The following is a 26,786-nucleotide window of genomic DNA, read 5'->3' as shown; positions in this document are numbered from 1 at the left end:
ACAATCGCGCATCGCTGTCGCGTGTTCCCCTACGGCCAAATAGGATTGCCAGGATGTCGTCTCCCCGGAATTTTCGTCTGATCAAGCGTGCCATCCCCCTGGTGCTGGCGACCCTGCTGGCACCCGCCATCGCATCGGCCTTTACGCCCTTCGTGGTCCAGGATATCCAGGTCAAGGGGATCGAACGCGTCGATCCGGGTACCATCTTCACCTATCTGCCCGTTAAAGTCGGCCAGACCTTCACGCAGGAAGAGGCCTCGGCCGCCATCCAGAAGCTCTACGGCACGGGTTTCTTCAACGACGTCAAGATCGATGCCCTGGGCAACGTCCTGGTCGTCACAGTCGAAGAGCGGCCCACGATCGCCTCGATCAATTTCAACGGCATGCGTGAATTCGATGCCAAGGCCCTGACGACGTCGCTGGCGCAGGTCGGTTTCGGACAAGGCCGGATCTTCGATCAGGCCATGCTCGACCGCGCGGTCTTCGAACTCAAGCAGCAGTATCTGTCCAAGGGCAAATACGGCGTGCAGATCAACCCCGTCATCACGCCGCTGGAGCGCAACCGGGTCGGGGTCAGCTTCGATATCTTCGAAGGAGACGTCGCCACCATCGACAAGATCGAGTTCATCGGCAATCACGTTTTCTCCGCCGGCACCCTGGAAGACCAGATGGAGCTGACGACCGGCGGCATCATGACCTGGTACACGGGCACCAACAAATACTCGCGCGAAAAGCTCGAGGGCGACGTGGAGCGCATCCGTTCGTACTACCTCGATCGAGGCTACCTGGAGTTCTCCATGGAGCCTCCTCAGGTGTCGATCTCGCCCGATCGCAAGGCAATCTACATCACCATGACCCTGCACGAGGGCGAGCCCTATACGCTGGGCGCGGTCGATCTGGCCGGCGATCTGCTGGGGCTGGAAGACAAGCTGCAGCCGTTGGTCACCGTCAAAGAGGGCGAGACCTTTTCGGCTGAAAAAACCAACGCCGTGGCCAAATCGATCACGGACTATCTGGGCTCGCTGGGCTATGCCTTCGCCAACGTCAATCCCAGCCCGATGCTGGACCGCGAAAACCGCGTCGCCAAGCTCACCTTCTATGTCGATCCGGGTCGCCGCGTCTACGTGCGCCGCATCAATGTGGGCGGCAACACCCGCACCCGCGACGAAGTCGTGCGCCGCGAAATGCGCCAGCAGGAAGCCGCCTGGTACGACTCGTCCAGCATCAAGACCTCCAAAGAGCGCATCGACCGCCTGGGCTATTTCACCGAGGTCGACGTCAAGACGGATCCGGTGCCGGGTTCGCCCGACCAGGTGGACGTCAACGTCGACGTCAAGGAAAAACCCACCGGCATGATCAGCCTGGGCGTGGGCTACGGCTCCACCGACAAGCTGATGCTGTCGGCCGGCATCAGCCAGGACAACGTGTTCGGCAGCGGCAACTCCCTGTCCCTGAACGTCAATACCAGCAAGACCAACCGCGCGGCGGTGGTCTCGCACACCAACCCCTACTGGACCCAGGACGGCATCAGCAAAACCACGTCCCTGTACTATCGCCGCACCACGCCGTACGATGTCTCCGACAGTGGCTCCACCGGCTGGTACACGGTCGAATCCATGGGCCTGGGCCTGAACTTCGGCGTGCCGATCTCCGAAGTCGACCGCATCTTCGCCGGCGTGACCTTCGAGCGCAACTCGCTCAAGGACATCAACCGCAGCGGCACCAACCCGGCGCCCCTGGCCTACCAGAACTTCGTCGACGACTACGGCGACTCTACCAATGCCGCCATCTTCAGCGTGGGTTGGGCCAAAGACACCCGCGACAGCGCGCTCGCGCCCCACCGCGGCAGCTACACCCGCGTGTCCGCCGATATCTCCACCATGGACCTGCGCTACTACAAACTCAGCGGCCAGCAGCAGTATTACTGGCCCCTGGGCCGGGCCTTCACCCTGGCCCTGAACGGCCAGGTCGATTGGGCCAAGACCTACGGCAACAGCGGCAAGGCCTTCCCGGTCATCAAGAACATGTACGCGGGCGGCATCGGTTCGGTGCGCGGATACGAAGGCGCCTCGCTGGGGCCGCGCGACACCCTGACCGACACTTATCTGGGCGGCTCGAAGCGCATTGTCGGCAACGTGCAGTTGTACCTGCCGTTTCCCGGGGCTTCTCGCGACCGCACCCTGCGCTGGTTCATGTTCTCGGACGTCGGCCAGGTCTCCACGACCGATGGTTCCGGTTGCGCCAACGGCCAGTACGGCCAGGTGGCCGATCCCTGCGGCTGGAAATACTCCGCGGGTCTGGGCCTGTCCTGGGAATCGCCTCTCGGGCCGCTGCAGTTGTCCTTCGGCCGCGCCTTGAACGCCAAGGAAGGCGACCAGAAACAGGTCTTCCAGTTCCAGATTGGTACGGGTTTCTGATTCCCCCCGTTTGATGGCACAATAACTCCCTTTGTAGCTGCTTTGATCCTAGGTGGATTCCTTATCATGTTTGTTTCAGGTCTGAATGTTTCAACCCTGGCGCAACGCGCCGTGCGTGGCCACCGGGCATTGGCCCTGGCGGCGGCCGTGGGCCTGGGGGCGCTGTTCGTCGCGCCCGCCTATGCCCAGGGCACAAAGATCGGTTTTGTGAGCACGGAGCGCATCCTGCGCGATTCCAAGCCCGCCAAGGCGGCTCAGGCCAAGATCGAAAGCGAATTCAAGAAACGCGATCAGGATCTGCAGCGCTTGGCCGACAACCTGCGCGCCGAGGCCCAGAAGCTCGACAAGGACGCTCCGGTGCTGTCCGAATCCGAGCGCGTCAAGCGCCAGCGCAAGCTTCAGGACATGGATTCCGATCTGCAGCGCAAGCGCCGTGAATTCCAGGAAGACTTCAACCGTCGCCGCAACGAGGAATTTTCCGCCATCGTGGAAAAGGCCGATGCCGCGATCAAGAAGATCGCTGAACAGCAGAACTACGATCTGATCATCCAGGACGCCGTCACGGTCAGCCCGCGCGTGGATATCACCGACCAGGTCATCGGCGCTCTGGGCGGCTGATTTCCGATGCCTGTGCTGCTCGCGCCCGATCGGGCACCCGCATTATCCGAGCTGTTGCGGGCTGCCGATACGGTCGGTCTGGGATGCAGCATCGAGGGGGATCCGGAGGCCGGCGCGCTGAAGATTGCGGGCATCGGCTCGCTGCAGTCGGCTGGTTGTTCCGAGATCAGCTTCCTGTCCAATCCCCGTCTGCAGGCCCAACTGGATGATTGCGGCGCGGCCGCCGTCATCCTTCGCCAGCAGGATTGGGAGGCCTACCGGGCCCGCCGCCCGGGCCAACCCGTCTGGGCGGCGGTTCTGTGTCCGCAACCCTACTTGATGTATGCGCTGCTGGCCCAGTGGTTCGACCGTCATCGCCAAGCCGGCTTGCCCCGGGGCATCCACCCCAGCGCCGTGATCGCCGAGGACGCCGTCCTGGCCGACGGCGTCCACATCGGGCCGCTGGCGGTGATCGAATCCGGCGTCCGCCTGGCCGAGGGCGTGCGCATTGGCGCGGGATGCTTCATTGGCGCGGATAGCTCCATTGGCCCCGACAGCCTGCTGCACGCCCGGGTCACGCTCTACCATGGGGTGCATGTCGGCGCCCGCGCCATTCTGCATTCCGGCGTGGTGCTGGGAGCCGATGGCTTCGGTTTTGCGCCCGATCCGCGCACCGCCGGCGCCTGGGCCAAGATCGCGCAACTGGGTGGGGTGCGCATTGGCGACGACGTGGAAATCGGCGCCAATACCACCGTTGATCGGGGCGCGGTCGAAGATACGGTGCTGGGCCATGGCGTCAAGCTCGATAACCAGATCATGATCGGACATAATTGCCGGATCGGCGATCACACCGCGATGGCCGCCTGCGTGGGCGTGGCCGGGTCCACCACGATGGGCCGGCGCTGCGTCATCGGCGGGGCGGCCATGTTCGGCGGTCACCTGACGCTGGGCGACGACGTGCATATTTCGGGCGGCACGGCGGTCACCTCGGATATTCTCAAGGCCGGGCGCTACACCGGGGTCTTTCCCGTGGCCGAGCATGGCGCCTGGCAGCATAATGCAGCCGTGATCGGCCAGCTCGCGCAATTGCGCAAACGGCTGCGCGCCGCGGAACGTCTCGGCGCCGCCGGGACATCCGGCCAGTCGAAGAACCACAAGCAGGACACACAATAATGGAACTCGATATCAAAGACATCATGGAACGGCTGCCGCATCGGCAGCCGATGCTGCTCGTGGACCGCGTCCTGGAAATGGATCCGGGCAAGAGCATCGTCGCCATCAAGAATGTCACCTACAACGAGCCCTTCTTCCAGGGGCATTTCGCCCATCATCCCGTGATGCCCGGCGTCCTCATCATCGAGGCGCTGGCCCAGGCCGCCGCGCTGTTCTCCTTCGCCGACGCCGGCGCGCCCAATCTGGCCAGCACCAAGATCGCCTATTACCTGGTGGGCGTGGATGGCGCGCGGTTCCGCCGCCCCGTCGTGCCGGGCGACCAACTGCGCATGGAAGTCTCGGCCGATAAATTGAGCCGCTCCATCTGCAAATACACCGCCGTAGCCAAGGTCGACGACCAGATCGCCGCCGAGGCCAAGATCATGTGCGCGGTGCGTATCCTGGAGGAATGATGGGCGCCGCGCAGATCCACCCCACGGCTCTGGTCGCGCCGGGTGCGGTGCTGGGCGAAGACGTCGTCGTCGGACCCTACAGTCTCATCGGCGAGCATGTCCGCATCGGGGCGCGCACGCGCATCGGCCCGTATTGTGCGATCGACGGGTACACCGTCATCGGCCCGGACAACCACTTCTACCGCTATTGCTCCATCGGCGGCATCCCCCAGGACAAGAAGTACGCGGGCGAGCCCACGGCGCTGGAGATCGGCGCGGGCAACACCTTTCGCGAATTCGTGACCGTGAACACCGGCACCGCGCAGGATGTCGGCACCACGCGGCTGGGCGATGACAACTGGATCATGGCCTATGTGCACATCGCCCACGATTGCCAACTGGGCAGCCACATCGTGATCGCCAACAGCGTGCAGTTGGCGGGCCACATCCATATCGGCGACTGGGCCATCCTCGGCGGTCTGTCGGCGGTGCACCAGTTCGTGCGCATCGGCGCGCACGTCATGATCGGCGGCACCAGTTCGGTGCGCCAGGACGTGCCGCCCTACATGATCGGCGCGGGCGATTCCTTCCGCCCGGTCGGCATCAATGCCGAAGGCCTGGGCCGGCGGGGCTTCACCCCGGCCGATATCCAGGTCCTCAAGGACGCCTACAAAATCCTTTACCGGCGCCAGCTCAGCGTGGAGCAAGCCATCGAGGCGCTGGCGGCCCTTCAGGCCGAGCATCCGGCCGAGGCGCCCGCCGTCCAGACCTTGCTCGATTTCCTGAGCGCATCCAACCGGGGCATCGCCCGTCCATGAGCCTTTCCGCCGCCATCGTGGCCGGAGAGCCTTCCGGCGACCTGCTGGCGGCGCGCATGCTGCGCGGCCTGAAGGCGCACGATCCCGAAACCCGGGCGATGGGCATCGGCGGCCCGGCCATGCGCCGGGCGGGCTTCGAGGCCTGGCATCCCATGGATGCGCTGTCGGTGTTCGGCTATGTCGATGCCTTGCGCCAGGCCCCGCGCCTGATCCGCACCTGGCGTGATACCCGGCGCCGGACGCTGGCCTGGCGGCCGGACGTCTTCGTCGGTGTCGATGCGCCGGATTTCAATCTGAGGCTGGAGGAAAAACTGCGCGCCGCCGGCATCCCCACCGTGCATTTCGTCGGCCCGTCGATCTGGGCCTGGCGCTTCGAGCGCATCCACCAGATCCGCCGCGCCGTGTCGCACATGCTGGTCCTGTTTCCCTTCGAGGTCGATCTGTACCGCGAGCAGGGCGTGCCCGTCACCTACGTGGGCCATCCCCTGGCCGAACTCATCCCCGTGCATCCCGACCGCGCCGCCGCACGCGCGCGCCTGGGGCTGGAGCCCGGGCGCAAGGTGCTGGCGCTGATGCCGGGCAGTCGCGAATCGGAGATCCGCCTGCTGGCTCCCCGGTTCCTGCAGGCCGCCCAGATGCTGCAGCGCCAGGCGCCCGATCTGCAGGTCATCGTGCCGGTCGTCAATGCGCAGCGCCGGGCCCAGTTCGAGGCCGTTCTGGCGCGGCATCCCGTCCCGGGCTGCCTGATCCTGTCCGCCCCGCCCGAGGCGGGGCCGGACACGCAGGCGCGCGCCGATGGCCTGGATACCGCCGAGTGGCCGGTCGCCTGGCATGCCATGGAAGCCGCCGACGCCGTCCTGGTGGCCAGCGGAACGGCAACCCTGGAGGCCGCGCTTTTCAAGCGTCCCCTGGTGATTTCCTACGTCATCACGCCCTGGATGCGGCGCATCATGGCCTGGAAATCCGGCCAGGACGCACCGAGCCTGCCGTGGATCGGCTTGCCGAACATCCTCGAGCGCGAATTCGTCGTCCCCGAACTGCTGCAAGAGGCCGCCACGCCCCAGGCGCTGGCCGAGCATGTCTGGGCGGCCTTGACCGACACGGTTCTGGCCGAGCGCATCGCCCGGCGCTTCACCGCGCTTCATGAGACGCTCAGCCGCGATACGCCGGGCCTGGCGGCGCGGGCCATCCTGGAGGTCAGCCATGGCCGCGCAGCCTGATCTGTTCGACTCCCGGGAAGAGGGCGGCCTCGTCGCGGGCGTCGACGAAGCGGGGCGCGGCCCCTTGGCCGGCCCCGTCTACGCGGCCGCCGTGATCCTGGACCCGGCCCGGCCCATCGAAGGCCTGGATGATTCCAAGAAACTCAGCGCCGGGCGCCGGGAGCGCCTGGCCAGCCTGATCCGTGAGCGGGCGTTGTCCTGGGCGGTCGCCCACGCCAGCGTCGAGGAGATCGAGCGCCTGAACATCCTGCACGCGACGATGCTGGCCATGCAGCGGGCCTGCCTGGAGCTGTCCCGCGCGCCGGCGCTGATTCTGGTGGATGGCAATCGCCTGCCCAAGGGGCTGCCGTGCCGCGCCCGGGCTCTCGTCGGGGGGGATGCGCGGGAGCCTGCGATTTCCGCCGCCTCGATCCTGGCCAAGACGGCGCGCGATGCCTGCTGCCTGGAATTGCATGCGCGTTACCCGCACTATGCTTTCGACCAGCACAAGGGCTACGGCACTGCGCTGCATCTGGCCCGGCTGGCCGAATTCGGCCCTTGCCCCGAGCATCGGCGCGGCTTTGCCCCCGTGCGCCGTCTCCTATGAGCACTTCCATCCCCGTCCGCCATATCGCCTCACGCGACAACCCGGATTATCGCGCCTGGCTGCGCCTGGCCCAAGGCCGGCCGGGCCGCCGCGACGCCCGTGTCATTCTTGAAGGCGAGCACCTGTGCCGCGCCTGGCTGGAGCACAAGGGCCCGCCGCCCACGCTGGTGGTCGGCGAATCCGCCTTGTCCCTGGACTGGATCGGGCCGATCTGGCAGGCCTGCGCCCAGGGGCGCCGCGTCGTCTTGCAGAACAATCTCGCCACCGTCCTGTCCCAGGTCGAGCACGGCCCCGCCGTGTTCTTCGTGGTCGAGGCGCCCGTCCCGGCGCCGCCGGCGCGGATCGCGGCCGGCACTCTGTGGCTGGATCGGGTTCAAGACCCGGGCAACCTGGGCACGCTGCTGCGCACGGCCGCTGCGGCCGGCCTGCGGCAGGCCTACCTGTCCGAAGGCTGCGCCTCGGCTTGGTCGCCCAAGGTCCTGCGCAGCGGCCAGGGGGCGCATTTCGCGCTCGAAATCTACGAACACGCGGATCTCGCCGCATTGACCGAACGCCTGGACATCCCGTTGGCCGCCACCACGCTGGAACAGGCCGAAATCCTGTATGCCAAGGATCTGCGCCAACCCTGCGTCTGGCTATTCGGCAACGAGGGCCAGGGCGTGGCGGATGATCTGCTGGAACGGGCCGATTGGCGCATCCACATTCCGCAGGTCAAAGGGGTCGAGTCTCTGAACGTCGCGGCCGCGGCCGCCGTCTGCCTGTTCGAGCAGCGGCGGCAGCAATTGGCGCTTATGGTGCAGGCGCGCGCGGCGCGGCGAAAGCAAGGCTAATAGCTCATCCGGTCCAGGCCGACCTCGTCGAGGATCTTGGTGGAGATTTCCTCGATCGAACGGGTGGTGGTGGACAGCCAGGGGATGTTTTCCATGCGCATCAGGCGTTCGGCATCGGCGATTTCCTGGCGGCATTGCTTCAACGAAGCATAGGTGCTGTTGGGACGGCGTTCGTTGCGGACCTCGGCCAGCCGCTCGGGCTGGATCGACAGGCCGAACAGCTTGCGCCGGTAAGGCAGCAGGGCGGCGGGCAGGGCGCCCCGGTCGAAGTCTTCGGGGATCAGCGGGTAATTGGCGGCCTTGACCGCGTACTGCATGGCCAGATAGAGGCTGGTGGGCGTTTTGCCGCAGCGCGAAACCCCCACCAGGATGACGTCGGCCTGCTCCAGTCCCTGGATGTACTGTCCGTCATCGTGGGCCAGGCTGAAATTGATGGCTTCGATGCGGTTGTTGTACTGCTTGCTGCGGCCGTTGGTATGGGAGCGGCCCACCGAACGGCTGGCGCTCACGCCCAGGACGCCTTCGAGGTGGTGAACGAAAGAGCCGAACAGATCCAGGAAGACGCACGGCGCCGCGCGGATGCGGTCGGCGATTTCCGAGTCCACCAGCGTGCTGAACACGAGCGGCGTCGGACCGCCTCGATCCGCCTGCTGGGTGATGCGGCGCGCGGCGGCATCCGCTTTTTCGACCGAGTCAATGAAGGGCAGGCGGATGGACTGGAAAGCGATTTCCTCGAATTGGGACAGCACAGCGTGGCTGAACGTTTCAGCGGTGATTCCGGTGCTGTCCGAGACGATGAACACCGGGCGTTCGATAGGGGAGTCGGTCATGGATTCTTGAACCACCAAGCGTCAGAAACGGTACAATCCGCGAAGGTTACCAGTCACCCGAACCGGGGGCAAGGCTGGTTTGCCGGGCGCACGCGATCATGCCGTACGGGCGGGGCGGGTTTTCCCCGTTCCGCGTACGCCGGGCAAACACGCTTTTTCTATCTCAAAGGTGACACTATGTCGTACGTTGTATCGTTCGAGCAGCTCCGCATGACGGATGTGGACTCGGTAGGAGGCAAGAACGCTTCTCTCGGAGAAATGATCAGCCAGTTGGCCGGCGCCGGCGTCCGCGTACCGGGCGGCTTCGCGACCACGGCCGAGGCCTTCCGCGATTTCCTGAAGTCCACCGGCCTGGATGCCCGCATCAATGCGCGCCTGGACACGCTGAACGCCGATGATGTGCGCGAGCTGGCCGCCGCCGGCGCCGAAATCCGCCAATGGGTGGTCGACACCCCGTTTCCCGCCGACTTCGAGCAGGCCATCCGCACCGCCTTCGCCGCGCTGGATGCCGACGGCAAGGGTTCCTTCGCCGTGCGCTCTTCGGCCACCGCCGAGGATCTGCCCGACGCCTCTTTCGCGGGCCAGCAGGAAACCTACCTCAACGTGGTCGGCATCGACGACGTCCTGGACAAGATCCGCCACGTATTCGCCTCTCTGTACAACGACCGCGCGATCTCCTACCGCGTGCACAAGGGTTATGCGCATGCCGAAGTCGCCTTGTCGGCAGGCATCCAGCGCATGGTGCGTTCGGACAAGGGCAGCGCGGGCGTGATGTTCACGCTGGATACCGAATCGGGCTTCAAGGACGTCGTGTTCATCACTTCGTCCTACGGCCTGGGTGAAACCGTCGTCCAGGGCGCCGTCAATCCCGACGAGTTCTACGTCTTCAAGCCCACGCTGGCCGCGGGTCACTATCCGATCATCAGCCGGCGCATCGGCTCCAAGCTGATCAAGATGGAATTCGACGAGCAGCGCGTTTCCGGCCACGCCGTGCGCACGGTCGAAGTGCCCGCCTCCGAGCGCAACCGCTACTCCCTCACCGACGACGAGATCATCGAACTGGCGCAGTACGCGACCATCATCGAAAAGCACTACCAGCGCCCGATGGACATCGAGTGGGGCCGCGACGGCATCGACGGCAAGCTCTACATCCTGCAAGCCCGGCCCGAAACCGTGAAATCCCAGCAGGGTCACCACGACGTCCAGGAGCGCTACCGCCTGAAGGCCACCGGCGAAGTGCTGATCACCGGGCGCGCCATCGGGCAGAAGATCGGCTCGGGGACCGTGCGCGTGGTGGCGGATGCCTCCGAAATGGACAAAGTCCGCGCCGGCGACATCCTGGTCACCGACATGACCGACCCCAACTGGGAGCCCGTGATGAAGCTGGCTTCGGCCATCGTCACCAACCGGGGCGGGCGTACCTGCCACGCGGCCATCATCGCGCGCGAACTGGGCATCCCCGCCGTGGTGGGTTGCGCCGACGCGACCGACGTGCTTGCCAATGGCCGCGAGGTCACGGTCTCCTGCGCCGAAGGCGACGAGGGGCGCATCTACGACGGCCTGATCGAAACCGAGGTCGAGGAAGTCCGCTGGGGCCAGATGCCCGATATCGGCCTGAAGGTCATGATGAACGTCGGCAATCCGCAGTTGGCCTTCGACTTCTCGCAGATTCCCAACAGCGGCGTCGGCCTGGCCCGCCTGGAATTCATCATCAACAACAACATCAATGTCCATCCCAAGGCGATCCTGGATTACCCCAACGTCGATGGCGACCTGAAAAAGGCGGTCGAGTCCGCCGCCCGGGGCTATGCCAGCCCGCGCGCCTTCTTCGTGGAAAAGCTCGCCGAAGGCATCGCCACCATCGGTGCGGCCTTCCATCCCAAGCCCGTGATCGTGCGTTTGTCGGACTTCAAGTCCAATGAATACCGCAAGCTGGTGGGCGGCTCGCGCTACGAGCCTGAAGAAGAAAACCCGATGCTGGGTTTCCGCGGCGCATCGCGCTATATCTCCGAGGATTTCGCCGAGTGCTTCCGCATGGAATGCGAAGCCCTGAAGAAAGTCCGCGACGAGATGGGCCTGACCAATGTGGAAATCATGGTGCCTTTCGTGCGCACGCTCAGCCAGGCCGACCGCGTGGTCGATCTGCTGGCTTCGCACGGCCTCAAGCGCGGCGACAACGGCCTGCGCCTGATCATGATGTGCGAAGTCCCGACCAACGCCATCCTGGCCGAGGAATTCCTGCAGTATTTCGACGGGTTCTCGATCGGCTCGAACGACATGACCCAGCTCACCCTGGGGCTGGATCGGGATTCCGGCATGGAACTCCTGGCGGCCGATTTCGACGAGCGCGATCCCGCCGTCCAGTTCATGCTGCGCCGCGCCATCCAGGCTTGCCTCAAGGCCGGCAAGTACGTCGGCATCTGCGGCCAGGGGCCCAGCGATCATCCCGACCTGGCCCAGTGGCTGCGCGACGAGGGCATCCTGTCCATGTCCCTGAACCCGGACACGGTGGTCGACACCTGGCAGCGCCTGGCCGACACCAAGGTCGCCGCCTGAGCGTCTCCGCGCGCCGTGCCGCCCCATCGGGGCGCGGCGCGCGCGGCACGCCCGGATCCGGGGCGGGAACGACGATTCGTTTCCGCCCCTTGTCCTTTCGGAGTCTCCCATGCCGTTCTACGCGCTGATCCCATCGCCCTTGGGGCCGATCCTCCTGGCCGCGGACGACGCCGGCCTGTCGGGCCTGTACTTCACGGATCAGCGGGATCTGCCCCGGGTGCCGGGAGTGCAAGCCGCCGCGGACGTGGTCTCCGATCCTTCGGCGGGATTCCGGGACGGCCGGGCGATCCGCACGTTCAGGGCCCTGCGGGAACAGCCGGCGGGCGCCAGCGGCGATCTGTTCACCGAAAAGAGCGCCGCCGGCGGGAAAGCGGCCGGGCGGCTCGCGCAAGGCGAGTCCCGGCCACAGGCCGCCTTGCGCCTGTTGCAGGAAGGCACCCCGGCCGGCGTTCAAGCGGTGCTGGAGCGGACCCTGCGCGAACTGGACGAATACTGGCGCGGCGCGCGCACGGTTTTCGAGATGCCGCTGGCGCCCCAGGGCACGCCGTTCCAGAAAAAGGTGTGGCTGGCCCTATTGGAAGTTCCTTGCGGCGAGACCCTGTCCTATGGCGAGCTGGCCGAACGGGCCGGCCTGAGCGCGGGCCATGGACGCGCGGTCGGCACCGCAGTGGGCAGCAACCCCATCAGCATCATCATCCCTTGCCACCGCATCCTGGCCCGCAACGGCACGCTGAACGGCTACGGCGGCGGATTGAACCGCAAGGCGCGGCTACTGGAAATCGAAGGCTTCACGATCCGCTGAGACGGCGGCAGGCCGAAGCAGCGTCAGTCCCCGCGGCTTTTGCGCGTGTCGTGCTTCATCAGCCGTTCTTTTTCGCGCGCCCAATCCTTGTCGCGCTGGGTGTCGCGCTTGTCGTGCAGTTTCTTGCCGCGCCCCAATCCGAAGTCCAGCTTGATGCGCCCGTTCTTGAAATGCAGATTCAGGGGCACCAGGGCGTAGCCGCGCTGCTCGACCTTGCCGATCAGCTTGCTGATCTCCTGGGCGTGCAGCAGCAGCTTGCGCGTGCGGGTGGCATTGGGATGGATGTGCGTCGAGGCGGTGGGCAACGGGCTGATGTGCATGCCCAGGATCCACAGAGCGCCGTCGCGCACGATGACATAGGCTTCTTTCAACTGGACGTGGCCGGCGCGGATGGCCTTGACCTCCCAGCCCTCCAGCACCAAACCGGCCTCGAAGCGTTCCTCGATGAAATAATCGTGGGTGGCTTTGCGATTCTCGACAATACTCATGGAGATTTGAACCAGGCTGGGGCTGACAATAGGGGCGGGCCCTCGGCCTGAGGCTTCGGGCGGGATTTCGCGCCGCCGGGAACACGGCGTGCACGCGCTGATAAAATCCCTTCATTCTAGCTTAACCGACCGCCCTGCCGATGCCTGCTATCCAGCGTTCCGTCCTCGTCCCGTTCAGTTGCGAACAGATGTTCGATCTGGTGGCCGATGTCGGCCGGTACCCGGAATTCATGCCCTGGTGCGGCGGAGCCCAAGTGCAGTGGCGCAACGAGCAAGGCATGCAGGCCACGGTGCAGATCCACTTCGCCGGCATCCGCCAGAGCTTCACCACCCGCAATGACCACGAATACCCGGACAAGATCGTCTTCCATCTGGTGGACGGCCCGTTTTCCAGCCTGACCGGGCACTGGGCTTTCCATCCCCTGGGAGACGATGGCTGCAAAGTGCTCTACACCATGGAATACGCTTTTTCCAGCCGGGCGCTTTCGACCGTGGTCGGGCCGGTCTTCAATCGCATCGCCACCAGCTTCATCGATTCCTTCACCCAGCGCGCCCATGCAATCTACGGGGGCTGACATGCAGGTGCATATTGCATTCGCCGCGCCCACGCGCGTGTGGCGGCGGACCCTGAACGTGCCCGAAGGAGCAACCGTCGGCCAGGTGCTGGCCCTGAGCGGCGTTGCCGAAGCGTTCCCCGAGTTCACCGACCATCCGCCCGCGATGGGCGTCTACGGCGAACGCTGCGACGTGCGGCGCGTACTGCGCGAGAATGATCGAGTCGAACTGTACCGGCCGCTGGTCTTCGATCCGCTGGAATCCCGCCGCCGCCGCGCCGCGCACCGCGGGAGCGCGATGAAACGGCCTTTGCCCCCAAAGACGCCGGCCGCCTGAGCCCGCAGGGCGGCTGCCGATTGTCGTGGGCGCGACAGCCGCAGCGCGGCGTCTGCGCTAAGGTGGGCGGGCCGCAGGGGCGTCACCTTCAAAGTGCTACAGTAGGCCTGCGGCGCATCGGCCGGCCCTTACCCGGGCCGGGCCGCGTCGGCCGGCGCCACGAGCATGCCGCGACAGCCCCATAAAAAAATCCGGAGACACGCACCATGGATTTTCGCCTCACCGAAGAGCAACAGGCCTTTGCACAGGCCGCCCGCGAATTCGCCCAGGGGGAATTGGCCCCGCATGCGGCGCAGTGGGACGAGGAACACATCTTTCCCCGCGAAGCTTTCGCCAAGGCCGGCGAACTGGGTTTCTGCGCCATGTATGCGCCTGAATCCATCGGCGGGCTGGGCCTGCCGCGCCTGGACGCCACCCTGGTATTCGAGGAAATGGCCGCCGTCGATCCTTCCACGACGGCCTTCATCACCATACACAACATGGCCACCTGGATGATCGGCAGTTGGGCCCAGCCCGGCGTGCGCGACCACTGGGGGCCGCTGCTGGCCAGCGGCGAGAAACTGGCTTCTTATTGCCTCACCGAACCCGGGGCGGGCTCGGATGCCGCTTCGCTGACCACCAGCGCCCGCCGCGAAGGCGGCCACTATGTCCTGAACGGGGCCAAGGCGTTCATTTCGGGCGCGGGCGACACCGATGTCCTGGTGGTGATGGCCCGCACCGGCGGCGAAGGCGCGCGCGGGATCTCGGCCCTGGTCGTGCCGGCCGACAGCGCCGGCATCACCTACGGCCGCAAGGAAAACAAGATGGGCTGGAACAGCCAGTCCACGCGCCCGATCACCTTCGAGAATGTGCAGGTGCCGGTGGAAAACCGCCTGGGCGAAGAAGGCGAGGGTTTCCGTTTCGCCATGAAGGGCCTGGACGGCGGGCGCATCAACATCGCCACCTGTTCGGTCGGGGCGGCTCAGGGCGCCTATGAAGCCGCGCGCCGCTATATGGGCGAACGTCGCCAGTTCGGCCGCGCCCTGGCGGATTTCCAGGCGCTGCAGTTCAAACTGGCCGATCTGCTGAGCAATATTGTCGCCTCGCGCCAGATGGTGCGGCTGGCGGCCTGCAAACTCGACGAAGACGATCCCCAGGCCACCGCCTACTGCGCGATGGCCAAGCGCCTGGCCACCGATCTGTGCTTCCAGTCTTGCCTGGACGCGCAACAGATCCACGGCGGTTATGGCTACCTGAAAGATTATCCGCTGGAACGACTGGTGCGCGACACGCGCGTGCACCAGATTCTTGAAGGCACCAATGAAATCATGCGCCTGATCGTGGCGCGCCACATTCTCAACCAGGAGGCTGATCTGCGATGAGCGCGTCCGCCGCACATGAATCCGCCGGCCGGGATCCGGTCCTGTTCCAGGAAATCCAGGGCCGCGACGGCCGCCGCATCGGCGTGGCCACGCTCAATAGCCCCCAGACCCTCAACGGCTTGTCCCTGCCCATGTGCCGCCTGCTGGATGAGCGGCTGCAGGCCTGGGCGGCCGACGACAGCCTCGTCGCCGTCGTGCTGAATGGCGCGGGCGGCAAAGCCTTCTGCGCCGGCGGCGACTTGCATGCCTTGTATCGCAGCATGCTCGACAGTCCGGCGGACGATCCCTGGGCGAATGCGGCGGCGCGGGCATTCTTCGAAACTGAATACCGCCTGGACTATCGCATCCATTGCTATCCCAAGCCGGTGTTGTGCTGGGCAAGCGGCATCGTGATGGGCGGCGGGGTCGGGTTGATGCTGGGCGCCAGCCACCGCATCGTCACCGGCACGACGCGCTTCGCCATGCCGGAAGTCACCATCGGCCTGTTCCCGGACGTGGCGGGCACCTGGATGCTCAGCCGCCTGCCGCGCGGGATCGGCACCTTTCTGGCCTTTACCGGCGCGCAACTGGGCGCAGGGGATTGCCTGCACTACGGCCTGGCCGACCGGGTCTGCGAAGCCGAAGGGCTGGAGGCCCTGCTGGCCGCCTTGGCGGCGGTGGACTGGGCCGCCGATCCGGGCAGCCATGCCGTTCAGGTGGATGCCGTGCTCGACGCCTGCCAGACGCCGGCGCCTGAACCCGGCCCGCTGCAGCGACACGCCGGCTCCATCCGCCAGGCCTGCAACCGCACGGGTTTTCTCGAAATCGGCGCGGCCATCGCTGCCTGGAAAAACCACCCCGATCCCTGGCTGGCCCGGGCTGCCGCCACTTTCCTGTCGGGATCGCCCGGCTCGGCCCGGCTCAGCCATACGCTGCTGGCGCGCGCCCGGCACCGGTCCCTGGCGGAAACCTTCCGGACGGAATTCACGGCTTCGCTGCATTGCTGCGCCGAGCCGGATTTCCGTGAGGGCATTCGTGCGCTACTGGTCGACAAGGACAAGACGCCTCATTGGAATCCAGCCACGCTCGAACAGGCGACGGCGGATTGGGCGCAACGGTTCCTGGCCCCCCTGGAACCGGCCGGGCAGCCTCACCCCCTGGCCGACCTGGGCGCCTGGACCACCGGCGCAGCGGCATCATAAGAATTCTACGTATGACAAGGAGACATGCATGAGCAGCACCATCGGATTCATTGGATTGGGCCACATGGGCGGCCCGATGGCACAGAACCTGCTGAAGGCGGGGCACAGGCTCCAGGTCTTTGACCTGGTCCCCGAAGCGATCCAGTCGCTGGTCCAGGCGGGCGCTGCGGCGGCGGCTTCGGCGGCCGAAGCCGCCAAGGGCGCCGACCTGGTCATCACCATGCTGCCGGCCAGCCGCCATGTCGAAGGCCTGTACCTGGGCAGCGAAGGCTTGCTCGCCTCCATCGCCGAAGGCACGCTGGTGTTGGAATGCAGCACCATCGCCCCCGAGTCGGCCCGCAAGGTGTCGGCCGCAGCCTCGCGGCGCGGCATCCGCATGCTGGACGCGCCGGTATCGGGCGGCACCGGCGGCGCCGTGGCCGGTACGCTGACCTTCATTGTCGGGGGCTCCGCGGCCGATCTGGAATCGGCGCGCCCCTACCTGGAGGCCATGGGCAAGAATATTTTCCATGCGGGCGGCGCCGGCGCGGGGCAGGTCGCCAAGATCTGCAACAACATGCTGCTGGGCATCCTGATGGCAGGCACCTCCGAGGCGTTGGCCCTGGGCGTGGCCAATGGCCTGGATCCCAAAACGCTGTCGGACATCATCGCCAAGAGTTCGGGACGCAACTGGGCGACCGAACTCTACAACCCCTGGCCCGGCGTCATGGAAAACGTGCCGTCTTCCAAGGACTACGCCGGCGGCTTCGGCGTGGATCTGATGCTCAAGGATCTGGGCCTGGCGGCCGAAGCCTCGATGCATGCCCGCGCGACTACGCCGCTGGGCGAATTGGCCCGCAATCTTTATGCGTTGCACAGCACCCAGGGGCATGGCAAGCTGGATTTTTCCAGCATCCTGAAGCTGTATCACCAGCCGCGCTGACAGCAGGGCGGGCCGGCGGGCGCCCATGACCGCCGGCCGCTGCCCTCGCTGGCGGGGCCGGCGGAGCGTGCCAGGAGGCTCAGGCTTTCGCGCCTCGGGGCGCCCGCATGTTCAGAATGGGGCCATCGGGCGCGCCGATCGCATAGCGCACCGCCGGCCAGTCCGATAGGGTAATTTCGGCCGCCACGTGCAGCAGCCCCTGATGAACGGCTGATTCGATCACGCGCCCCGCAGGGCGGCCAGCGGCATCCCCGGCCGCATACAGATCGGATGCCGGGGGCAGGGCCGAGGCTTCCGGCGGCCAGGCAGCGGTGCCGTACGCCAGGCGGCGCTTGACCGTCCCCCGGTAATGGCTGCGGGCGATCACTTCCTGGCCCGGATAGCAGCCCTTGGCGAAATCGATGGTGCCGTTCAGGTCCATGTCCAGGGAAGCCGGCAGGAACAGATCCTGGGCCGCCGCGCGGATCCAGGGCCAGCCGTCCGCCAACCGGGCGGCTGCCCAGGCATCGTCCGCCAGCGCAGTGGCGTCGTCTGGCCCGTCAGCCGCGATACGCCAAGCGGCGGGCCGTTCCGCGCGCGACATGGGCGCCACGATCCAGTCGGCGTCCTCGGCCGGGAAGCGCGTCCAGGCAGGCGCCTCGTGCAATTCGATTGGCACGGCCCGCGCCCCCAAAGCACCCCATGCCAGCAACGAAGCGTCCGGATCGATCATGACCCGGGCGCGAAGGACGAACATGCTCAGACGCTTGATCAGTGCATCTGCCACATCTCGGGACACCATCCACACGAAGTGATCGCTCTGTGCCCGCCACAGCACGCCGTTGGCCAGCAGACGCCCCTGGGCCGTGCAATAGGCGGCCGGGGCCGCCAGGCCGCCGTCCAGGCCGGTCACCCCATGCGTGAGTTGCCCGTGCAGGAACGATGCGGCATCCGGTCCCCGGATGCCGACCAGCGCGCATTCGGGCAAGGGTTGAAATCCATGGGGGGCGAAATTTTCCATACTCGATTCCACAACAAAATGGCCCGGTCGCCGCGCGAGTTTCCAGGCGTTGCGGTCTTGAAGGGGTTCGAAGCGCTCAGTCTTCAAGCCGGGCGAAGGGGCATCCATGATAGCGCGGCCGTGCTCTCGCAGGGACGAGGACGGGTCATGTGCAGGGGCATTTTGATGCAAGCATAAATAAATCAATATTTTTTATGCATTTACTAAAATGATTTGAATTTATTTATTTTAAACCGCTGCATAGAATGGCGTCCTTATTCGATCAAATCCCGTTTCTAAACGATGCTGCCGATTTCCGCCATTCCCCAGCCCCTTGCACCCGACGGGCACTTCGATGCGGCTTGCTCGCAGGAAGACGGCGGCCACCGCACTCCTTCGCTGTGGTACGGCCTGCTGCTGGCAGCCGGGCTGGGCGGGGCGGCCTTGCTGCTGGGCGGACGCTTTCCGCTGATCGGCGGACCGGTGTTCGGCATCCTGTTGGGCATCCTGTGGCGCAACACGCTTGGCCTGTCCCCGATCTTCACGCCCGGCGTGGTCTTCAGCAGTCGCCAGGTACTGAAATGGTCCATCATTGGCCTGGGTTTCGGCCTGAGTTTCACCCAGGTGATGAAGACCGGGTCTTCGTCCCTGGCCGTCACCCTGGTCACGCTGTCCGTGGCCTTTCTCGCCGCCTGGCTGCTGGGGCGCTGGCTCAAGCTGGGCGGGCACCTGAGCACCCTGATCGGCGTGGGAACCGCGATCTGCGGCGGTTCCGCCATTGCCGCGGTGGCGCCCATCATCAAGCCGGACGACCACGATACCGCGCTGTCGATCTCCACGATCTTCCTTTTCAATGTCGTTGCCGTGCTGCTGTTTCCCCTCTTGGGCCATTGGATGGGCCTGAGCGATGAGGGTTTCGGCCTGTGGGCCGGGACGGCCATCAACGACACGTCCTCGGTCGTGGCGGCGGGCTACAGCTACAGCACGGCGGCGGGCGACATCGCCACCATCGTCAAGCTCACCCGCGCCACGCTCATCATTCCGATCTGCATCGGGATTGCTTTCTGGGTCGCCTGGCGCAATCAGCATTCGGAAACCCGTGTGTCCTTGGTTTCGGTCTTTCCCTGGTTCATCCTCTGGTTCCTGGCGGCCTCGGGCCTGCGCAGCCTGGGCCTGATTCCGCAAGCCATGCTCGGTCCGCTGCACCAGGTCGCACAATTTCTCATCGTCATGGCGATGACCGCCATCGGTCTGTCTTCCAGCCTGCGCCACATGGCACTGGCCGGCGTCCGGCCGCTGCTGCTCGGTCTCGGGGTATGGGCCGCCGTATCCCTGAGCAGCCTGGGCGTGCAACTGGCGATGGGCAGCCTCTGAGCCCAAGATCCGCAGACCTTTCCGGACCGCCGGGCGGCGTTCCAGTTAAACTGGCGGGCATGGAAAATGTCTCTCTTTTTCATCCCGTGGCCGCCTCAAGATGAAAAACCTCCTGCGCGGATTCCTCTGGCTGTCGATCCTCGGGCTGCTGGCTGCGGCGGTGGCGATCGCCACGGCCGCCTGGTGGGGCTGGAAGCGCCCCGTTCCCATGCAGACACCGGTGGTGGACTACCTCATCGAGGCCGGCAGCACGCCGCGCCAGATGGCCTTGGCCATGCGGGACGCGGGCATCGACATCCACCCCGAGGCCTTCACCTGGCTGGCCCGCTTGAGCGGCCGCGACAAATGGCTCAAGGCCGGGGCTTATGAAGCCCGTCAGGGCGATACCCTCTGGCAATTGCTCGAACGCATGGCCAACGGGGACATGACCCAGACACGCCTGACCTTTCCCGAGGGCTGGACCTTCTCCCAGATCCGGGCGGCGCTGGACGCTGATCCCCAGGTCCGCCACGACACCCGGGGCATGGACGAGCAGGCCTTGCTGCAGCGCTTGGGCCTGGCGGCCGAATCGCTCGAGGGTCTGTTCCTCCCGGACACCTATGTCTTCACCCCGGGCAGTTCGGATCTGGACATCCTGCGCCGCGCCGCTCAGGCGGGCCGCCAGACGCTGGAGCGCGCCTGGGCCAGCCGCGACCGCGACCTGCCCCTGAAAACGCCTTATGAAGCCTTGATTCTGGCCTCCATCATCGAAAAGGAAACCGGCCACGGCGCAGACCGGGCGCGCATCGCCGGGGTATTCATCAACCGCTTGCGGATCGGCATGCCGTTGCAGACCGATCCCACGGTCATCTACGGTCTGGGCGCCGATTATCAAGGCCGCCTGCGCAAGAAGGACCTGACGCGCGATACGCCCTGGAACACCTACACCCGCGCGGGCCTGCCGCCCACGCCCATTGCCAATCCTGGCAGGGCCGCCCTGGAGGCGGCGCTGCACCCTGAGCGACACCAATACCTGTATTTCGTGTCCCGGGGAGACGGCACCAGCGAGTTTTCGAGCAACTTGACGGCGCACAACCGCGCCGTCAGCAAATACATTCTCAAGCGATAGTCCGATGACGACGACCCTGAGCGCCTGCTTCATCACGCTCGAAGGCCTGGACGGGGCCGGCAAAAGCACGCATATCCCCTGGATCGAGGACAAACTGCGCCGCGCCGGCGTGGATCTCCTCTCCACCCGCGAACCCGGCGGCACGCCCTTGGGGGAAACCTTGCGCGACTTGCTGCTGCACCGGCCCATGGATCTGCGCACCGAGACCCTGTTGATGTTCGCCGCCCGCAACGAACACTGGCGCACGCGCATCCAGCCCGCTCTGGAGGCGGGCCGGTGGGTGCTGTGCGACCGCTACACCGACGCCTCATTCGCCTACCAGGGCGGCGGCCGCTCCCTGGGCGCCGGACCCGTCCGCATCCTTGAAGAATGGGTGCAGCAGGGCAGGGGGCCGGATTGCACCGTGCTGTTCGACGTGCCGCTGGAAACCGCCCGGGAACGCCTCTTGCGGGGGCGTGCGCACGCGGATCGCTTCGAGCGCGAGGATGCCGCCTTTTTTGAGCGTACCCGGCAGGCCTATCACGCCCGTGTGGCCGCCGAGCCGGATCGCTTCCATGTCATCGACGCCCGGCGCAGCGTCGATGACATTCGCGCCGAGCTGGATGGCATTCTGGACGCTCTGCTGCGTGCGCGCGGCTTCCGGATTCCGGCATGAGCATGACGGACTTCCTGCCCTGGCAACAAGCGCCCGCGCGTCGCTGGCTGGCTTCGCGCGAGCGCTTCGCCCATGCCTGGCTGATTCATGGCCGGCCCGGTTGCGGGCAGATGGACTTTGCCTTGGCAGGCGCCTCCAGCCTGTTGTGCGAAACCCCCCGCGAAGGGCTGGCCTGTGGCCAATGCCAGGCCTGCCGGTGGGTCTTGGCCGGCAACCACCCCGATTTGCGCCGCATCCGGCCCGATGCGCAGGCCATGCGCGAAGGCGCCCTGGACGTGGCCGAGGATGCCAAAAAACAGCCTTCGCGTGAAATCCGCATCGAGCAGATTCGCAGCCTGCTGCCCTGGTTCAATACGGCCACTCACCGGGGCGGCTGGCGTGTCGCCCTCCTGTATCCGGCAGAATCCCTGAACGTCATTGCTGCCAATGCCTTGCTGAAAATCCTGGAAGAGCCGCCCGAACACACCGTGTTCCTGCTGGCGGCCCAAGCGCCTGATCGGCTCTTGCCGACGCTGGTATCGCGCTGCCGGCGCCTGCCCCTGGCGGTGCCGGGCGCCGCTGAATCCGTGGCCTGGCTCCAGGCGCAGGGCGTGCAAGAGCCCGCTGCCCGACTGGCGGCGGCCGGCGGCGCGCCGCTGCTGGCGCTGGAACAGGCCCGGGCGGGGCAGCCCGTCATGCCCGATTGGCTGATGCTGTTTCTGGATCAGGCGGCCGCGGGCGGCGATGGCGCCGCGCTGGCCGATGCGCTGCAGGCCGTCGACCCGGCCGATTGGGTGGATGGCTTCCAACGCCTGTGGCTGGATCTGAGCCTGGGGGCGCACGGCCTGCCGCCGCGCTATCATCCCGCCGAGGGCGCGCGGATCGCGGCCATCGCCAAAGCACTGGATCCGGCGGCGCTGGCCCACGCCGCGGGCTGGCTCCAGCAGCAGCGGCGGCTGGCGCGCCATCCCCTCAACCCCAAGTTGCTGACCGATCATGCCGCCCGCTATCTGCTGCAAGCGGTGCGGCCCCGATAGATTCCCCCGATCATGTACATCGATTCTCACTGCCACCTGAATTTCCCCGATCTGCAGGCCCAGTTGCCCGACGTCCTGGAGCGCATGCGGGCGGCCGGCGTGGGCCACGCGTTGGTGGTCAGCGTCAACCTGCGCGACTGGCCGGGCCTGATGGCGCTGGTGGAGCGGTATCCGTTTCTGCGGGCCTCGGTGGGCGTGCATCCGGACAATGACACCGAAGACGATGATGGCGCTGAACCCACGCTGGACGATCTGGTGAGCCGCGCCGCCCACCCCAAGGTCGTCGCCATCGGGGAGACGGGACTCGACTACTACCGTTTGAGCGAACCCCTGGAATGGCAGCGCGAGCGTTTTCGAACCCACATCCGCGCAGCGCATGCAACGGGATTGCCGTTGATCATCCATACCCGCGCCGCCGCGGAGGACACCCTGCGCCTGATGCGCGAGGAAAAAGCGCCAGGCGGCGTCATGCATTGCTTCACCGAATCCTGGGAGGTCGCGCAGGCCGCCATGGAACTGGGCTTTTATATTTCCCTGTCCGGCATCGTGACCTTCAAGAATGCCGCCCAGATCCAGGATGTCGCCCGCAAGATGCCCCTGGACCGCCTGCTGATCGAAACCGATTCCCCCTATCTGGCGCCGGTGCCGTACCGGGGCAAGCTCAACGATCCGTCGCGGGTGATCCACGTCGCCGAAAAGATCGCCGAGCTGCGAGGCGTGCCCGTCTCCGCCATCGAAGAGGCCAGCGCCGAAAACTACTGGCGGTTGTTCGCCAAGGCGGCCGTGCCTGCCTGAGCCCGGGCCCGCTTGTCTTCATCGCCACCGACGGAGGTCTTCCGCCATGCTCTTGCGCTCTCTTGTCCGCTCTTTTTTCCGGCGCGGCATCCTGCCCGCCCTGATCCTGGCCTGGGCGCTGGGCGCGGGTTTGCCGCCCGCCGCCTTCGCCCAACAGCCGCCGGGCGCCGATTGGTGGTCGGCCATCCGCCGCGACGATGTGTCCGCCATCCAGGGGATGCTGCTGCGCCATACCGATCCGAATGCCTTCAACGCCCTGGGCAATCCCGCGCTGACGCAAGCCGCGAGGGACCGGTCCTGGAGGGTTTTCGATGCCCTGCGCGTCTCGCCCGACGTGCGGGTGGACGAGCCCAACGCCCGGGACGAGACCGCCCTGATGTATCTGAGCATTCTGGGCGAGACCGAACGGGCCAAGGCACTGATCGCCGCCGGCGCCCAGGTCAACCGCCTGGGCTGGGCGCCTTTGCATTATGCCGCGTCCAAAGCCCAGGTGGAAACGGCGCGTCTGCTGATCGAGCGCGGGGCCATCGTCAATGCGCCCGGTCCGGACGGGACGACGCCGCTGATGATGGCGGCCCTGTCCGGAAAGCCGGACATCGTACGCCTGCTGCTTGAGCATGGCGCCGATCCGACCATGTTCAATGCCGCCCATGAGACTGCGGCGGATTGGGCGCGCAAGCGCAACCACCAGTCCCTGGCGGCGGGCCTGGACGGCGCAGCCGCCCGGACGGCGCAACGCCGGCAAGCGGGGACGGCCCCCGAACAGGCCCCCGCGGCGCCGGCGGATGCGGCCGCCGCACCGGCCGCCCAGGCCGAAGATGCCTCTTCGTTCTCGCGGTATTTCGACCTGGGCCGCTTCGAGGATACGCCGCAAGGTAAATAAACCCGGCTGCCGGCGTTTGCCGGGCCCGCCCGATCCCGGTCGGCTCAGTTCAGGAATACGCGCGCCTGGCGTGGCCGGGCGATGAACCGCTGATGGCCCTGCGCCCGAATCCGGTCGAATTCGAGGCTGGGCATGACGACTTCGATGATTTCCTGGGTATCCTCGCGGCGCAACTCCAGTTGCGCCAGCGGTCCGAAGGCATGCGCCCGCTGCAGATTCACCAGCAGGCCCTGTCCCGCGGGCGGATGATCCGCCGTCGGCAACGGCTCGATCTGGATATCGTGCGGCCGGACATAGGCCGTCCCCGGCGCATCGGCCGTGCCTTCCAGGCCAGGGACATCGAGCGCCGTGGCGCCAGTGACCAGCCGTCCGTCGCGCACCCGGCCGTGAAACAGATTCACGTGCCCGAGGAAACCGTAGACGAAGGCGGTTTCAGGCGTGTCGTACACGGCCTGAGGCGCGCCCTGCTGCTCGACACGGCCCTTGTTCATGATGACGACTTCATCGGCGACTTCCAGAGCTTCTTCCTGGTCGTGCGTGACGAAAATGCTGGATACGTGCAGTTCGTCGTGCAGACGGCGCAGCCAGCGCCGCAATTCCTTGCGAACCTTGGCATCCAGGGCGCCGAAGGGCTCGTCCAGCAGCAAGACGCGCGGCTCCACCGCCAGGGCGCGCGCCAGGGCGATGCGCTGGCGCTGGCCGCCCGACAAGGCGGCGGGGCGGCGGTCGGCCAGCCAGTCCAGTTGCACCAGCTCCAGCAGCCCCATGACTTTCTCCCGGATCCGCCGCTCGTCCGGCCGCTGCCCGCGCGGTTTGACGCGCAGGCCGAAGGCGACGTTCTCGAAGACCGTCATGTGCTTGAACAGGGCGTAGTGCTGGAAGACGAAACCGACATGGCGCTGACGCACGTGCGTGTGGGAGGCATCCTGGCCTTCCAGCAGGACCTGCCCCTGGTCCGGATGCTCCAGGCCGGCGATGATGCGCAGCAACGTCGTCTTGCCGCATCCCGAAGGGCCCAGCAAGGCGGTCAGCCGGCCGTCCGGGAAGGCCAGGGACACATCGTCCAGCGCTGTGAAAGAGCCAAATTGTTTGTGGATGCGGCGGACTTCGATGCTCATGAGGGCTGCTCCGATGCAGTGCGGCCGGACAGGGCGCGCAAACGCCATTCCGCCAGGGATTTCAGGACCAGCGTCAGCAGTGCCAGCAACGCCAGCAGCGACGCGACGGAAAACGCGGCCGCGAAGTTGTATTCGTTGTAGAGGATTTCCACATGCAGCGGCATCGTATTGGTCAGGCCGCGGATATGGCCGGACACCACGGACACGGCGCCGAACTCGCCCATGGCGCGCGCGTTGCATAGAATCACGCCGTAGAACAGGCCCCAGCGGATATTGGGCAGCGTGACATGCCAGAATACACGCCAGCCCGAAGCGCCCAGCACGATGGCGGCTTCTTCCTCTTCACTGCCCTGGGACTGCATCAGCGGGATCAGTTCGCGCGCCACGAAAGGCACGGTCACAAAGACCGTGGCCAGCACGATGCCGGGCACGGCGAACAGGATCTGGATGTCATGCGCCTGCAGCCAGGGGCCGAACCAGCCCTGGGCCCCGAACATCAGCACGTAGATCAGGCCGGCGATCACGGGAGACACGGAGAAGGGCAGGTCGATCAGGGTGATGAGCAGGTTCTTGCCCCGGAATTCGAAACGGGTGACGGCCCAGGCCGCGCAGACGCCGAACACCAGGTTCAGCGGCACGGCGATTCCGGCCGCGATCAAGGTCAGGCGGATCGCGGCCAGCGCATCGGGCTCCGTGATGGCGGCCACGCAGGCCGCCCAGCCCTTGCCCAGCGCTTCGTGAAAGACAGCCGCCAGCGGAATAAAGAGGAACAGGAACAGAAAGGCGAATGCCGTCCCCATCAACGCCAGGCGGACGAGACGGCCTTCGGCATCCGGCCGTTGCGCGGCGGCCCGGGGAAGAGAATCAAGGACGATGGAAGTCATGGAATCGGAAAACCCGTGTCAAGCCTGGCCAGTCGAGCGCCGCCGCACCCAGGCCTGCAGCAGATTGATGGTCAGCAGCAGCAGAAATGAAATGCCCAGCATCACCACGGCGATGGCCGTGGCGCCCGCGTAGTCGTACTGCTCCAGCTTGGTGACGATCAGCAGCGGCGCGATCTCCGAGACCATCGGCATGTTGCCGGCAATGAAAATCACGGAACCGTATTCTCCGGCCGCACGCGCAAAGGCCAGTGCGAAGCCGGTCAGCAGCGCCGGCAGGATGGTCGGGAAGACCACGCGAACGAAGACCTGCGCGCGTGAGGCGCCCAGGCTGCTGGCCGCCTCTTCGTATTCGGGCGCCATGTCCTCCAGCACCGGCTGGACGGTGCGCACGACGAAGGGCAAGCCGATGAAGATCAGCGCCACCACCACGCCCAGCGGCTTGAAAGCCACCTGGATGCCCAGCGGCGACAGCAGGCTCCCCAGCCAGCCGTTGGGCGCGTACAGTGCGGTCAGCGCAATCCCCGCCACGGCGGTCGGCAGCGCGAAGGGCAGGTCCACCAAGGCATCGATCAGCCGCTTGCCTGGAAAGTCGTAGCGCACCAGGACCCAGGCGACGATGCCGCCGAACACCGCATTCACAGCGGCCGCCAGCAGCGCCGCGCCGAAACTCAAACGATAGGAAGCCAGCACCCGGGGGGCGGTGGCGGCCGCCCAGAAAGCCTCCCCGCTCAGCGCCGAAGCGGTCAGAAAAGCGGCCGACAGGGGCAGCAGGACCACCAGACTCAGGTAAGTCAGCGTTAGCCCCAGCGTCAGGTTGCGCCCGGGCAGGACACGAGGCGCAGGCGCGTGCGGCGCGAATGTCGTCGACATG

27 protein-coding genes are annotated in these 26,786 nt (G+C 66.2%); 21 read left to right on the top strand and 6 right to left on the bottom strand.

Annotated features, from left to right (window positions below; genetic code table 11):
• The first annotated feature begins 53 nt into the window (after positions 1–53).
• From bamA to ABRZ00_RS12225, 8 genes are all read left to right on the top strand, one after another.
• Positions 54–2,417: an outer membrane protein assembly factor BamA gene (gene bamA / locus ABRZ00_RS12260; protein ID WP_368641846.1), complete on the top strand. Its 2,364-nt coding sequence runs from the start codon at positions 54–56 to the stop codon at positions 2,415–2,417.
• A gap of 66 nt (positions 2,418–2,483) precedes the next feature.
• Positions 2,484–3,035 (top strand): OmpH family outer membrane protein, encoded by a 552-nt coding sequence (locus tag ABRZ00_RS12255; protein WP_343835171.1) that lies wholly within the window; start codon positions 2,484–2,486, stop codon positions 3,033–3,035.
• A 6-nt stretch (positions 3,036–3,041) separates the two neighbouring features.
• Entirely contained in the window at positions 3,042–4,187 is a 1,146-nt protein-coding gene (lpxD, locus tag ABRZ00_RS12250; protein ID WP_368644305.1) for a UDP-3-O-(3-hydroxymyristoyl)glucosamine N-acyltransferase, read from the top strand.
• Complete coding sequence (gene fabZ, locus ABRZ00_RS12245; RefSeq protein ID WP_043682505.1) at positions 4,187–4,639, top strand: 3-hydroxyacyl-ACP dehydratase FabZ; 453 nt, start codon at positions 4,187–4,189, stop codon at positions 4,637–4,639. Before lpxD ends, fabZ begins: the two co-directional genes overlap by 1 nt.
• Positions 4,639–5,436, top strand: a complete 798-nt coding sequence (lpxA, locus tag ABRZ00_RS12240) for an acyl-ACP--UDP-N-acetylglucosamine O-acyltransferase (protein ID WP_368647701.1) — start codon at positions 4,639–4,641, stop codon at positions 5,434–5,436. Before fabZ ends, lpxA begins: the two co-directional genes overlap by 1 nt.
• A complete protein-coding gene (gene lpxB / locus ABRZ00_RS12235) occupies positions 5,433–6,656 on the top strand; it encodes a lipid-A-disaccharide synthase (RefSeq protein ID WP_368641849.1) in 1,224 nt (407 codons plus the stop codon). The genes lpxA and lpxB overlap by 4 nt, the downstream gene beginning before the upstream one ends.
• A complete protein-coding gene (gene rnhB / locus ABRZ00_RS12230) occupies positions 6,640–7,242 on the top strand; it encodes a ribonuclease HII (protein WP_368641850.1) in 603 nt (200 codons plus the stop codon). Before lpxB ends, rnhB begins: the two co-directional genes overlap by 17 nt.
• Positions 7,239–8,072 (top strand): TrmH family RNA methyltransferase, encoded by an 834-nt coding sequence (locus ABRZ00_RS12225; RefSeq protein ID WP_368641851.1) that lies wholly within the window; start codon positions 7,239–7,241, stop codon positions 8,070–8,072. The genes rnhB and ABRZ00_RS12225 overlap by 4 nt, the downstream gene beginning before the upstream one ends.
• Here the strand turns inward: ABRZ00_RS12225 and ABRZ00_RS12220 are convergent.
• A complete protein-coding gene (locus tag ABRZ00_RS12220) occupies positions 8,069–8,902 on the bottom strand; it encodes a pyruvate, water dikinase regulatory protein (protein ID WP_343835165.1) in 834 nt (277 codons plus the stop codon). The two genes, ABRZ00_RS12225 and ABRZ00_RS12220, sit on opposite strands and share 4 nt — an antisense overlap.
• A 177-nt stretch (positions 8,903–9,079) precedes the next feature.
• Between ABRZ00_RS12220 and ppsA the strand changes: the two genes are divergently transcribed.
• Positions 9,080–11,458 carry a phosphoenolpyruvate synthase gene (ppsA, locus tag ABRZ00_RS12215; protein WP_368641852.1) on the top strand — a complete coding sequence of 793 codons (2,379 nt, stop codon included), beginning with the start codon at positions 9,080–9,082 and terminating at the stop codon, positions 11,456–11,458.
• A gap of 109 nt (positions 11,459–11,567) precedes the next feature.
• Complete coding sequence (locus ABRZ00_RS12210; protein WP_368641853.1) at positions 11,568–12,260, top strand: methylated-DNA--[protein]-cysteine S-methyltransferase; 693 nt, start codon at positions 11,568–11,570, stop codon at positions 12,258–12,260.
• Positions 12,261–12,283: 23 nt separating this feature from the next.
• Here ABRZ00_RS12210 and smpB read toward each other — a convergent pair whose 3' ends face one another.
• Positions 12,284–12,748, bottom strand: a complete 465-nt coding sequence (smpB, locus tag ABRZ00_RS12205; protein WP_343835162.1) for an SsrA-binding protein SmpB — start codon at positions 12,746–12,748, stop codon at positions 12,284–12,286.
• Positions 12,749–12,888: 140 nt separating this feature from the next.
• Between smpB and ABRZ00_RS12200 the strand changes: the two genes are divergently transcribed.
• From ABRZ00_RS12200 to mmsB, 5 genes are all read left to right on the top strand, one after another.
• Positions 12,889–13,323, top strand: a complete 435-nt coding sequence (locus ABRZ00_RS12200) for a type II toxin-antitoxin system RatA family toxin (protein WP_368641854.1) — start codon at positions 12,889–12,891, stop codon at positions 13,321–13,323.
• A gap of 1 nt (position 13,324) precedes the next feature.
• Positions 13,325–13,639 carry an RnfH family protein gene (locus ABRZ00_RS12195; RefSeq protein WP_368641855.1) on the top strand — a complete coding sequence of 105 codons (315 nt, stop codon included), beginning with the start codon at positions 13,325–13,327 and terminating at the stop codon, positions 13,637–13,639.
• Between the two features lie 206 nt (positions 13,640–13,845).
• The gene (locus ABRZ00_RS12190; protein WP_368641856.1) at positions 13,846–15,000 is read left to right on the top strand and encodes an acyl-CoA dehydrogenase family protein; all 1,155 of its coding nucleotides are present in this window, start codon (positions 13,846–13,848) and stop codon (positions 14,998–15,000) included.
• Complete coding sequence (locus ABRZ00_RS12185) at positions 14,997–16,181, top strand: enoyl-CoA hydratase/isomerase family protein (protein ID WP_368641857.1); 1,185 nt, start codon at positions 14,997–14,999, stop codon at positions 16,179–16,181. Before ABRZ00_RS12190 ends, ABRZ00_RS12185 begins: the two co-directional genes overlap by 4 nt.
• Positions 16,182–16,209: 28 nt before the next feature.
• Positions 16,210–17,103: a 3-hydroxyisobutyrate dehydrogenase gene (gene mmsB / locus ABRZ00_RS12180; protein ID WP_368641858.1), complete on the top strand. Its 894-nt coding sequence runs from the start codon at positions 16,210–16,212 to the stop codon at positions 17,101–17,103.
• A gap of 79 nt (positions 17,104–17,182) precedes the next feature.
• Here mmsB and ABRZ00_RS12175 read toward each other — a convergent pair whose 3' ends face one another.
• Positions 17,183–18,103, bottom strand: a complete 921-nt coding sequence (locus ABRZ00_RS12175; protein WP_368647700.1) for a folate-binding protein YgfZ — start codon at positions 18,101–18,103, stop codon at positions 17,183–17,185.
• A gap of 282 nt (positions 18,104–18,385) precedes the next feature.
• On the opposite strand from ABRZ00_RS12175, the gene ABRZ00_RS12170 reads away from it, so the two are divergent.
• From ABRZ00_RS12170 to ABRZ00_RS12145, 6 genes are all read left to right on the top strand, one after another.
• Positions 18,386–19,456 (top strand): YeiH family protein, encoded by a 1,071-nt coding sequence (locus ABRZ00_RS12170; protein ID WP_368641860.1) that lies wholly within the window; start codon positions 18,386–18,388, stop codon positions 19,454–19,456.
• A gap of 100 nt (positions 19,457–19,556) precedes the next feature.
• Entirely contained in the window at positions 19,557–20,564 is a 1,008-nt protein-coding gene (mltG, locus tag ABRZ00_RS12165; protein ID WP_368641861.1) for an endolytic transglycosylase MltG, read from the top strand.
• Positions 20,565–20,568: 4 nt separating this feature from the next.
• Entirely contained in the window at positions 20,569–21,219 is a 651-nt protein-coding gene (gene tmk / locus ABRZ00_RS12160) for a dTMP kinase (protein WP_368644303.1), read from the top strand.
• On the top strand, positions 21,216–22,235 hold the full coding sequence (gene holB, locus ABRZ00_RS12155) for a DNA polymerase III subunit delta' (RefSeq protein WP_368641863.1): 1,020 nt from the start codon (positions 21,216–21,218) through the stop codon (positions 22,233–22,235). Before tmk ends, holB begins: the two co-directional genes overlap by 4 nt.
• A 12-nt stretch (positions 22,236–22,247) precedes the next feature.
• The gene (locus ABRZ00_RS12150; RefSeq protein WP_368641864.1) at positions 22,248–23,030 is read left to right on the top strand and encodes a TatD family hydrolase; all 783 of its coding nucleotides are present in this window, start codon (positions 22,248–22,250) and stop codon (positions 23,028–23,030) included.
• Between the two features lie 46 nt (positions 23,031–23,076).
• Complete coding sequence (locus ABRZ00_RS12145; RefSeq protein ID WP_368641865.1) at positions 23,077–23,913, top strand: ankyrin repeat domain-containing protein; 837 nt, start codon at positions 23,077–23,079, stop codon at positions 23,911–23,913.
• 44 nt (positions 23,914–23,957) lie between these two features.
• Here the strand turns inward: ABRZ00_RS12145 and ABRZ00_RS12140 are convergent, their stop codons facing one another.
• Genes ABRZ00_RS12140 through cysT form a run of 3 tightly spaced genes read right to left on the bottom strand, consistent with a single transcriptional unit; the run spans position 23,958 to position 26,785 of the window.
• A complete protein-coding gene (locus ABRZ00_RS12140; RefSeq protein ID WP_368641866.1) occupies positions 23,958–25,031 on the bottom strand; it encodes a sulfate/molybdate ABC transporter ATP-binding protein in 1,074 nt (357 codons plus the stop codon).
• Entirely contained in the window at positions 25,028–25,915 is an 888-nt protein-coding gene (gene cysW, locus ABRZ00_RS12135; RefSeq protein ID WP_368641867.1) for a sulfate ABC transporter permease subunit CysW, read from the bottom strand. The genes ABRZ00_RS12140 and cysW overlap by 4 nt, the downstream gene beginning before the upstream one ends.
• Positions 25,916–25,933: 18 nt before the next feature.
• Positions 25,934–26,785, bottom strand: a complete 852-nt coding sequence (gene cysT / locus ABRZ00_RS12130) for a sulfate ABC transporter permease subunit CysT (RefSeq protein WP_368639096.1) — start codon at positions 26,783–26,785, stop codon at positions 25,934–25,936.
• Between the last annotated feature and the right edge of the window lies 1 nt (position 26,786).

The organism is Castellaniella ginsengisoli, from assembly GCF_040955415.1.
GTDB classification, from domain to species: Bacteria; Pseudomonadota; Gammaproteobacteria; order Burkholderiales; family Burkholderiaceae_B; genus Castellaniella; species Castellaniella ginsengisoli.
The sequence above is the reverse complement of the archived record's forward strand: the minus strand, read 5'-3'. Positions and strand labels throughout refer to the sequence as shown.